Origin of the sequence: Phaeovulum sp., from assembly GCF_041596715.1 — a bacterium.
Taxonomy (GTDB): Bacteria; Pseudomonadota; Alphaproteobacteria; order Rhodobacterales; family Rhodobacteraceae; genus UBA6213.
Map to the genome: position 1 here is coordinate 1 of NZ_JBFHIA010000163.1, position 7,429 is coordinate 7,429.

Consider the following 7,429-nt stretch of genomic DNA (forward strand, 5'->3'; position numbering starts at 1 on the left):
CATGCTGCGTCCTCCTCGGGCCGGGCCTGCGAGCGGACGGTTTCAGCGTAGACGGGGCATTCCTGCATCAGCGTGTCGTGCGGCCCGAGACCGACCATGCGTCCCTTCTCGATGACCAGCACCCGGTCGGCATCCCGGATCGACGCCACCCGCTGACTGACGATCACCGTGGCCGCATGGCTGACGGCCGCTCTGAGCGCAGCCCGCAGCTTGCGATCCGTGGTCTGGTCAAGCGCCGAAAAGCTGTCGTCGAACAGGTAGAGATCGGCATCGCAGACCAGCGCCCGCGCGATGGCGAGCCTCTGGCGCTGCCCGCCGGAAAAGTTCGCGCCGCCCTGTGCCACTGGCGCCGCCAACCCCTTGGGCAGGGCCCGGACGAAATCGGCGGCTTGCGCGATCTCCAGCGCTTTCCAGAGCGTGGCCTCGTCCGCCTCGGAGTTTCCGAGGCGCAGGGTGTCCGCAACGGTTCCCGAGAAAAGATAGGCCTTCTGCGGCACATAGCCGATATGCGCCGACAGATCCTCTTGCGCGATCTCCCGCAGGTCCACATCCCCCAGCGTGACCCGCCCGGTGCCGGGATCGTTGAGCCGCGCGATCAGGTTGAGAAGGGTCGATTTCCCCGACCCCGTCGCGCCGATGATGCCCAGCACCTCGCCGGGGCCAACCTCGAAGGTGATATCCTCGATGACCATCGCTTCTGCGCCGGGATAGCCAAAGCCGACGTCTTCGAGCCGCAGGCGCAGCCCGCTGCCCCGTGGCGGCAGGGGCTTGGGCTCCGCCGGCGGGCCGACTTCCAGCGGGCTTTGCAGCAGGGTGGTGATCCGCCGCGCACTGACCAGGGCGCGTGGCAACATGACGATCATCAACCCCATCATCATCACGGCCACGAGGATCAGCACCAGGTAGGAAAGGAACGCGATCAGCGCGCCGATCTCCAGTTCTCCCGCCCGTACCCGCTCGGCCCCCATCCAGATCAACGCGACCGAGGTGAGCTGCATCACGGCGGTCAGGGACGGGATGATCATGGCCATCAACCGGCCCGACCAGATTGCCGTCCGGGTCAGGTCCGCATTCGCGGTTCCGAAACGCCTGGTCTCGCGCGACTGCTGCAGAAAGGCGCGGATGACGCGGATCCCTTCGATCTGTTCGCGCAGGATGCTGTTCACGCCATCGAGTTGCGTCTGCATCCGCTGGTACAGCGGCACGGCCTTGAAGGTCAGAAAGCCGATGATCGCCGCCAGGATCGGCACCGCGACAAGCAACAGCCACGAGAGTTGCGCGTCCTGACGCACCGCCATGATCGAGCCCCCCACGCCCATGATCGGGGCGACCACGATCATCGTGAAGCTCATGATCAGCATCGACTGGACCTGAAGCACATCGTTGGTGCACCGGGTGATGAGAGAGCCGACGGTAAAATCCTGGACCTGCGACAGGGCGAGGCTGTGCACCTTGTCGAACACATCGGCGCGGAGGCTTTGACCGATGCGGTAGGCGATTTTCGCCCCGAGAAAGACCGCCGAGGCGCTCAACACGATCTGCACCACGGCGGCGACGGCCATGAGCCCGCCATAGTATCGAACGGCCGACGGATCCTCGGCCCCGATCCCAAGGTCGATCACATCCGCGCTGAAACTCGGCAACAGCAGGGCGGCCGTAACCTGACCCATCTGGCACAGAAACAGGGCAAGAAGCGCCCCTTTGTACGCAAGGAACCTTTCTCGCCAGCTGGGTGCACCGGGGATGCGAGCCCCTGTATCAGCCGCTCTCGTCTCTTCAAACAAGGGTTTTCACCATCTGAAAAGCCCGGTTGACGTGATCTTCCTCAGGACTTCACGCATACCGGATCTAAGCTTAGGGCCGCGCGACGCGTGGCCCCGGGGGGTCACGCGCCGAAGAGCATCAGCGCCGGCCCAAAAGCGCCTGGGCCGGCGACGACATGTGCGATTTTTCCAGAATGGCTCAGCAGTTCCACAGGTATTTCACCACCCTTTGCTTTGCGCTGGCCAGCCTACCCCGCATCTGCCTGCGCCGCATTTGCGCCGATCAGCCGCTTGGCTGCCCGGTCACGGCGGAACCCGCGCCAGTAGCGATGTTCAACGTAGCCCATGCTTGTGCCGCATCATTCGCCGCCGAGGCTGCTGAGATTTTGGCTGACGCAGTGTTCCTGTCTGTCTCGAGCAGGTCCAGCAGCGTAATTGCTCCGCTGCGGTAGTTTTGCTGCGCCAACGTCAGAGCGCGGTCGTAGTCGCTGGCCGCTGTATTCAGCAAAGCTGTCCGCTGCCGATAGCGGGATAGATTGGATTGCGCGACCTGCACGTCTTCCACAGCCCCGTTGATGGAGGCTCGCCATGCAATTTCGGCCTGACTTGCCGCGGAGATCCGAACATCACGGCTTGCCCGAAGCTGCCCCTGATTGAACACGGGAAGCGACAGTTGCGGCCCAAAACTCCACGAATCCGCGCCATCGCTGCGGCCGACTGTGCCGGACAGCGTCAGCGATGGATAAAGCGCGGCCTCTGCCACACCAACTGCGGCCACCGCGGCGGCAAGGTCAGCTTCGGCGCTGCGCACATCCGGGCGGTTGCGCAACAGGTCGGCGGGCACACCGGTGCGCGTCGCGGCGGGCGTGGACAGTTGCGGCGATCCACGCTGCATCTGCGCCACAATCGGCCCCGCAGGTTCGTTGAGCAGCGTCGCGATCGCATAGACATTCGCGTCAAACAGTGCGGCATATTGCGGCAATCCGGCCCGCGCCGTGGAAAGCAATGCCTGCGCCTCGGCGACCTCGTATTCCGTCGCTGCGCCCGCTTCGAACTTGGTGCGGGTAATCTCTACGGTTTCTTGGCGCGCGTCGATCGTCGTGCGGATCAGCGCAAGGACCTCTTGGTAATAGCGCGCGTTCGAATAGGCAGCGACAAGCTCGGCCAGCCATGCAAGCCTGACCGTCTCGGCATCGGCTTGCGCGCTGGTCAGCGACGCAAGGGCGGCTTCGCGTTCGCGCCGGACACCGCCGAACAGATCGACAACCATCGAGGCGCCCAAAGCGCTGCTTTCCACTGTGCTGGTGGTGCCGGATCCGTCGCTGCCGGAGCGCGTTGTCGATGCCGAAAGCGAGCCATCCAAGGCGGAGTTCACGCCTGTCGCGCGCAATTCTGCCTGCGCTTGCCGGATCGCCTCGGTGGCGGCCATCACATCGAGGTTCTGCGCTAGGCCACGTGTTACGAACGCGGTCAGCGTCGCATCTTTATAGGCCAGCCACCATTGCTCTGCGGCAACCGCCTCGATCGCGTCCGCATCCCCCCCGACAAACCGGGTTTGCAAGGAAACGTCAGGGCGCTGATAGTCGGAACCAACCGCACAGCCGGCAACCAACAGACACGTCAACAGATAATGGGGCTTCACTGCACCCTCTCCTTTTTTACACGAAATAGTTCGGTAGTTTTGATGACGGCGACATAGAAGACCGGCACCATCACCACCCCGATGACCGCGGAAAAGATGATCCCGCCCAGCATGCCCGTGCCGATGGATTTCTGCGCGTTGGCCCCCGCCCCCGAGGCAAGCACCAAGGGTAGGATGCCAAAGCCGAAGGCTAGCGAGGTCATCACGATCGGGCGCAGCCGCAAGCGCGCCGCCGATGTTGTCGCCTCCAGCAGAGACTTGCCCTGCGCGCGCAGGGATTGCGCAAACTCGACGATCAGGATGGCGTTTCTGGCCGCCAAGCCGATTGTCGTCAGCAGGCCCACCTTGAAATACACGTCGTTCGACTGGCCCAAATACCAGGTCGCAAACAAGGCACCCAGAATGCCGACCGGAACCGAAAGCATCACCGCAAAGGGCACGGACCAGCTTTCATAAAGCGCGGCGAGGCTGAGGAACACGACCAGTGCCGAGATCGCGTAGAGAATGACCTCCTGATCCCCCGACAACCGTTCTTGATAGCTGAGCCCGGTCCAGGCGGCGGCGTAGGAGCCATCCAGATCGCTGGTGAGTTGATCCATCACGTCCATCGCATCGCCCGAGCTGATGCCAGCCGCCGCTTCGCCCGAAATCTGCAGCGCGCGGGTGCCGCCATAGCGGGAAAGCTTGGGCGTGATCATCTCCCATTCGCGGCTGACAAAGGCCGAGAGAGGCACCATTTCGCCCGTGGAATTGCGCACATACCAATGATCGACGTCCTCGGGTTGCATACGCCACTCGGCCCCACCCTGCACGATCACCTCGCGCAGGTCGTTGCCAAGCGGGAAGTCGTTCACATAGGACCCCGAGAAAACCGTAGACAGCATGGCGTTGACGTCCGACAGCGAAACGCCCAGCGCCTCCGCCTGTTGCTGGTCGATCCGCAGCTTCAGCGACGGTTCGCTGGCCGCGTCATTGCCGCGCAGGTTGGTGACCCGCCCGTCGGCAAGCCCGTTCGCCACCAACTGATCAGCGGCGGCACTCAACGCCTCTTGCCCGGCGCCCGACTGATCGACCAGATACATCGTGAACCCCGAAGTGGTTCCCAACCCCTGGATGGCGGGGGGTTGCAGCACAAAAATGCTGCCAAGCCGGGACTGGAAGAACGCACGGTTGGCGCGCATCATCACATCGGCCGCATCCTGGCCCGGGCGATCCTCGTAATCCTTGAGCTTGATGAACATCATCCCGTAGTTCTGCCCAGATCCGCCGAAGCTGAACCCGACGTTGGCGAAAACGCTGGTAACAGCGTCCGCTTCTTGCGTTAGCAGATACTGCTCGACCTGCTCGATCATGTGTTCCGTCTGCTGCACGGTCGATCCCTGTGGCAGTTCGATCATCGCCATCAGAACACCTTGGTCCTCGGTCGGCAGGAAGGACGAGGGCAGGCGATCATAGATCCAGTAGGCACCAAGACCGACGAGCCCCAGCACCACGACCATACGGAAGGGCCGCAGGGAGAGTCGCCCGACCGTTGCGCCATAACCGCCGATCAGCCGCTCGAACCCTGTGTTGAACCAACGCAGCGGGGCCACCACGGTCTTGTCATGGCCCGGCCTCAGAAGCTGCGCGCACATCGCGGGCGTGAGGATCAGCGCCACAAACAGCGACAGCACCATTGCCGAGATGATCGTGATTGAGAACTGCCTGTAGATCACCCCGGTCGATCCGGACATGAAGGCCATCGGCAAGAACACCGCCGACAGGACCATCACGATTCCGACCAGCGCGGTCGATATCTCGCCCATGGTCTTTTCGGTGGCCGCCACCGCGTCCACCCCGTCTTCTTTCATCACGCGCTCTACGTTCTCGACCACGACAATCGCGTCATCGACCAACAGGCCGATGGCCAGCACCAGCGCGAACATCGACAGCGTGTTGATCGACATGCCGAAGGCGGACAGCACACCGAATGTCCCGAGCAGAACCACCGGAACGGCAATCGTCGGAATGATCGTCGCGCGCCAGCTTTGCAGGAAGAGGAAAATAACCAGAAATACCAGAACGACGGCCTCGATCAGCGTCTCATACACTTGGTCTATGGATTCCTCGACAAAGGGCGAGGTGTCGTAGGGGTATTCGACGCTCACCCCCTCGGGCAAAGCCGAAGAAAGCCCATCCACAACGGTGCGAACCCGCTCGGCGGTATCGACTGCATTGGCTCCGGTGGACAGGTTGACGGCGAAGCCAACGGCGGGATGGCCGTTGAAGCGAGTGACGCTGCTGTAATCTTCTTCGGCCAGTTCGATCGTCGCTACATCAGCAAGATAGGTGGCTGATCCGTCCGCCTCAGTTTTCAACAGGATATCTTGGAAATCCTCGACCGTTTGAAGTTGAGATTGCGCCGACATGGAGACCGTGAACTGATGGCCCTGTGTAACCGGCTGCTCGCCCAAGCTGCCGACAGTGACATTGGTGTTTTGCTGCGCGACGGCAGTGGTCACATCGGACGGCGTCAATTGATGTTGGTAGAGGCGCTCCGGGTTCAGCCAGATCCGCATCGCGTATTCGCTGCCGAAGGTAATGATCGACCCGACACCGTCGGTGCGCTGCACCGCATCCACGATGGTGCTGCTCAGGATATCGCCCAGTTCGAGCGAGGAATAGCTGTTATCCTCGTTGACAAGTGCACCGACCATGAGGATCGAGGTGGTCGAGCGGCTCACAGAGACCCCTCTGCTGGTCACTGCGTCGGGCAGTTGCGCCTCGACGAGCTGCAGCTTGTTCTGCACCTGCACCTGCGCCATGTCAGGGTCTATGCTGTCATCAAAAGTAAGCGAGACACTTGCGGCGCCCGCGCTGGACGACGACTCCATGTAGGTCAGACCTTCCAACCCGGTCAGCCCGTCTTCGATGACTGTGGTGACCGAGTTCTCGACCGTCTCGGCGGAGGCACCGGTGTAGGACGCGCTGATCCGCACCGTAGTCTGGGCGATGTCAGGGTACTGGGAAATCGGCAGGCTGGTGATGCTGTAGGCGCCTAGCAGCATCGTCGCGATGGCCAGCACCCAAGCAAAAACCGGGCGGTGAATGAAGAACTTGGCCATGGATCAGTTCTCCACGGTGGGTGCGTCGGCATTGCGGGCGACACCGTCTTCATCGATGATCGCGGCGACGGGTATCACCGCCTGTCCGGGCCGGAGCGCCGACAGCCCGTCCACGATCAGTTGGTCGCCATCGCTCAACCCTTCGCGAACGATCCACGCGTTTTCATAGCTGCCATCATCCTCCAACGTGACCTGCTCTGCGGTTCCGTCTTCGCCCACGATGTAGGCTGTAAGTTTGCCGGAGTTACCGCGCGTGGCAGCACGCTGCGGCACGAGGTAGGCTTGCGTCGTGCCGACAACGATTTCGCCACGCACGAACATGCCCGGAATAATCACTTGCTCGGGGTTTTCGAACTCGAACCGGATCGTCACGGTTCCGGTCGTTTTGGAGACTTCATTGCCAGGTGTGACCAATTGCCCAGTACCGCGATAGACGTCACCGTTTTCCAGCGTCAGCGCAGACTGAAGACTGTCACTCGGCTTGAGGGAGCCTTCGGCGATGCCTCTGCGGATCGACAGGATTCGCGCGCTGGTTTCCACCATGTCCACATAGATCGGATCGGACCGCACAATGGTGGTCAACGCGTCTGCCTGCCCGGCTGTCACGAGATCTCCGACAGAAACCGTCGCAACATCGGCACGCCCCTCGATCGGGCTCTTCAATGTGGTCCATGACAGTTCAGTTTGCGCATAAGCCAGCGCGGCTTTGGCCGAATCCAGTGTCGCCTCGGCTTCCGCAAGACTTGCGCGCGCGGCCTCGAGTTCGGCCTGAGTGTAGCCACTGCCAGCCAATTGCTCGGCACGATCATATGCGGATTGAAACACAGGAAGATTGGCTTCTGCGGTGGCAACGTTCGCACGGGCACTCGCTACAGCTGCGAGATACGCAGCATCGTCGATCCTGAACAAGGGATCACCAA

4 protein-coding genes are annotated in these 7,429 nt (G+C 62.2%); all 4 read right to left on the minus strand.

Features of this window, described 5'->3' with window-relative positions; all coding sequences use genetic code 11:
- The coding region (locus ABY403_RS11415; protein ID WP_372840938.1) for an ABC transporter ATP-binding protein at positions 1-1,670 on the minus strand (1,670 nt) is incomplete at its 3' end.
- Between the two features lie 376 nt (positions 1,671-2,046).
- Positions 2,047-3,405 carry an efflux transporter outer membrane subunit gene (locus ABY403_RS11420; protein WP_372840939.1) on the minus strand — a complete coding sequence of 453 codons (1,359 nt, stop codon included), beginning with the start codon at positions 3,403-3,405 and terminating at the stop codon, positions 2,047-2,049.
- Entirely contained in the window at positions 3,402-6,509 is a 3,108-nt protein-coding gene (locus ABY403_RS11425) for an efflux RND transporter permease subunit (RefSeq protein ID WP_372840940.1), read from the minus strand. The genes ABY403_RS11420 and ABY403_RS11425 overlap by 4 nt, the downstream gene beginning before the upstream one ends.
- A 3-nt stretch (positions 6,510-6,512) precedes the next feature.
- Positions 6,513-7,429, minus strand: a 917-nt coding sequence (locus tag ABY403_RS11430) for an efflux RND transporter periplasmic adaptor subunit (protein ID WP_372840941.1), incomplete at its 5' end; no start/stop codon positions are given.

Bases quoted from the DNA above. Each gene is read 5' to 3' on its own strand.
- ABY403_RS11425 (WP_372840940.1), bottom strand. From the start codon at position 6,509: ATGGCCAAGTTCTTCATTCACCGCCCGGTTTTTGCTTGGGTGCTGGCC.